This is a genomic window from Micrococcus sp. Mcc89 (assembly GCF_024519795.1).
Lineage (GTDB): Bacteria > Actinomycetota > Actinomycetes > Actinomycetales > Micrococcaceae > Micrococcus > Micrococcus luteus.
On sequence record NZ_JALJRI010000049.1, the window covers coordinates 1 to 3,102 of the forward strand.

Consider the following 3,102-nt stretch of genomic DNA (forward strand, 5'->3'; position numbering starts at 1 on the left):
ACCCGACCAGGCCGTTGACCCGGAGCGTCTCCACGAACCGCCTGGCTCGAAATTGGGCGGGTTCAACCGGTCGTTGCAACACCGTGCGTTGAGAGCGAGCGTAGCTGCTCGGCGAAGACCTCCGCGGGAGTCTTCCAGTCCAGGACCTTCCTGGGCCTGTTGTTCAGCGTGTACGCGACTGCTGCGAGGTCCTCGGCCGACCATCTCGACAGGTCCGTGCCCTTGGGGAAGTACTGCCGCAGCACCCCGTTCGTGTTCTCGTTCGTCGGCCGCTGCCACGGCGAGTGGGGGTCAGCGAAGAACACCTTCGTGCCTGTGGCCATCGTGAACTGGACATGCCCGGCCAGCTCCTTGCCCCGATCCCACGTCAAGCTCTGACGCAGCTGCTCCGGCACCGTCGCCATCGCCTTGATCAGGGCCGCGGTCATCGCCTCAGCCCCGTACCCACCCAGCGACGGCCCGTTCTTCACCGGCGGCCGCTCACCCCATCCCTCCAGGCGGGGCAAGTGGACCAGGATCGTGGCCCGGCTCTTGCGCTCGGCCAGAGTCCCGATCGCTGAACGCTCGGTCCCGATGATCAGGTCCCCTTCCCAGTGCCCGGGCACAGCACGATCAGCGGCCTCGGGTGGGCGCTTGCTGAACACCACGTCCTCGGTGACGTGGCCCTGGGGCTTGTTCCGGGTACGTGCCCGCGGCTCGCGCAGAGCCCGCCCGGTACGCAGGCACGCGACGAGTTCACGCTTGAGCGCCCCACGCCCCTGGATGAACAGGGACTGATAGATCGCTTCATGAGAGATCCGCATGGACACATCATCCGGGAACTCCAGGCGCAGCCGGTGGCTGATCTGCTCAGGGCTCCACGCCGTGGACCACCGCCGGTCCGCCCGGCGCGGTTTCATCTTCCGCCCCTTGAAACCGGGCCCGACCGGTCCCGGCACGGCCACGCCATCGGGGCCCAGGACCACCCCGTTCAGGCGTGCCTGGACGTAGTCGTGCAGTCGCTGGTTCGTGGCCAGCTTCGCCGGCTTGGGCCGCCTGGCAGCTTCCTGGGCCTTCCACTGCGCCACCGTGGCCCGGTACTCCTGCTTCCCGGAACGAGTGGCGCAGTTACGGCGCAGCTCACGGCTGATCGTGCCGGGATCACGTCCCAGCGTGCGTGCGATCTGACGGACCCCCTGGCCCTGGCATGGAGGATCGCGAGCTCCTCACGCTCAGCGAAGGACAGATACCGGCCGGTGGGCTCGGCTAAGGACAGCGGGGTCATCCCGCCAGCGTGACGGAACCAGCGCGCCCCGACGGGCCAGGACACGCCCACAGTCAGGGATGCCTCGACCGTGGTGACACCGGTGGCGATTACACGCCAGAACTGGCGTTGGACCTCCCGTGAGGGCTGCGGCCTGCCAGGAGAGCGCATCGGGGCCCGCAAGGCCCGATCCGCTCTCCACTGCCGACGTGTCCCCTCGGGCACGTCACTGATCTTCCTCGCCCAGTCCTTGCTTGCCATCGCCCATACCTCCAGTGATTCCGAGAGGGTGTTGCGACGACCGATTGAATCCACCTTGCGATCCTCGGTCCGAATGCACCCGGCAACCCTGCACCGGCGGCCTCGACGCCCCTGGTCGGATCGCATAAGCGCTCTTCCCGACACCGACCGTCCGGTCCGACAGGATCCACGTTGAGGCGAGCCCTGCTGGTCCTCCCCGTCGGCGTGGTCCTCAGGGCCGTCGGTCGGGCTGAGGGGCGGCTGGTCACACCTGCGTCATCCCTGCCCGTAAAGGAGTCCGCGGGCCTCCGTGGCCGGCGATCTTCACGGAACCTTCAAGGTTGAGCCCTTCACCCGCGTCGGCGGGGCGGTCTACAGTCGATGAAAGGGCGGGCCGGCGAAGGCCGGTGCGTCGGATCAGATCGACGAAGGAGCACATCATGACCCATCACGTGAGCGCCATGCTGGAGACCTACCCGAAGGAGGTGGGGAACATCGATCGGCAGAAACTGGCCGAATGCATCCAGGCCTGCTTCGAGTGCGCCCAGACGTGCACCGCCTGCGCGGACGCCTGCCTGGCCGAGGACATGGTCGCCGACCTGAGGCAGTGCATCCGGTTGAACCTGGACTGCGCCGATGTGTGCGCCGCCACAGGCCGGATGCTGTCCCGGCAGACCGGCACCAACGTCGAGACCACCCGCGCCCTGCTCGAGGCCTGCCGGGCCGCCTGCAAGACGTGCGGGGACGAATGCGAGAGCCACGCCCAGATGCACGAGCACTGCAAGGTGTGTGCCGAGGCCTGCCGCCGGTGTGAACAGGCCTGCGCGGACCTGCTCGTCACCCTGGGTTGAGCCTGCTGATGACCGTTCCCCCTTGAGGGCGGCCAGTCGTCCATGACGTGCGCAGGGAACCCGGACCACCGTGCTCCCTCGCCGCGGAAGGCTCCCATGGACTCGGAGAAGTATCAGAGGGTCAGGAACGGTGCCGGATTCGTCGCGGCGCTGGACCAGAGCGGGGGCAGCACCCCGGCGGCCTTGCACCTCTACGGGATCGACAAGGATGCCTACTCCGGCCCAGAGGAGATGTTCGACCTGGTACACCAGGTGCGCACACGTATCATCACCAGCCCCAGCTTCGACGGTGAGCGCGTCATGGGGGCCATCCTGTTCGAGAACACAATGAACCGCCAGGTGGAGGGTTCCCCCACGGGCGACTACCTGTGGAACAGCAAAGGCATCGTGCCCTTCCTCAAAATCGACCAGGGCTTGGCCCCGGAACAGCAAGGCGCCCAGCTCATGAAACCCATCCCGCACCTGGATGACTTACTGTCTCGAGCCGTCGAAAAGCACATGTTCGGGACGAAGATGCGCTCGGTCATCAAGCTGCCCGGGGACGGGGTGGGCTCCGTCGTGGAGCAGCAGTTCGGGCTCGCCCGTCAGATCCTCGTTACCGGGCTGGTGCCCATCATCGAGCCCGAGGTGGATATCCGCAGCCCCCGCAAGGCCGAGGTGGAGGACCAGCTCAAGGCGGCAATCCTCGCCCAACTGGACAAGCTCGGAGACGACTAGGGCGTGTCTGAGAATAGATGCACGAGTCAGCTGAGACCCTGGGGACATGTC

The 3,102-nt window shown here is 66.9% G+C and carries 2 protein-coding genes and 1 pseudogene; 2 read left to right on the top strand and 1 reads right to left on the bottom strand.

Annotation, left to right across the window (positions count from 1 at the left end):
• Positions 1-62: 62 nt before the first annotated feature.
• A pseudogene (locus NR072_RS05915) lies at positions 63-1,264 on the bottom strand (IS30 family transposase).
• Positions 1,265-1,923: 659 nt separating this feature from the next.
• Between NR072_RS05915 and NR072_RS05920 the strand changes: the two are divergent.
• Positions 1,924-2,334 carry a four-helix bundle copper-binding protein gene (locus NR072_RS05920; RefSeq protein ID WP_044659891.1) on the top strand — a complete coding sequence of 137 codons (411 nt, stop codon included), beginning with the start codon at positions 1,924-1,926 and terminating at the stop codon, positions 2,332-2,334.
• 96 nt (positions 2,335-2,430) lie between these two features.
• Positions 2,431-3,051 (top strand): class I fructose-bisphosphate aldolase, encoded by a 621-nt coding sequence (locus NR072_RS05925; RefSeq protein WP_225348377.1) that lies wholly within the window; start codon positions 2,431-2,433, stop codon positions 3,049-3,051.
• The last annotated feature ends 51 nt before the right edge of the window (positions 3,052-3,102 follow it).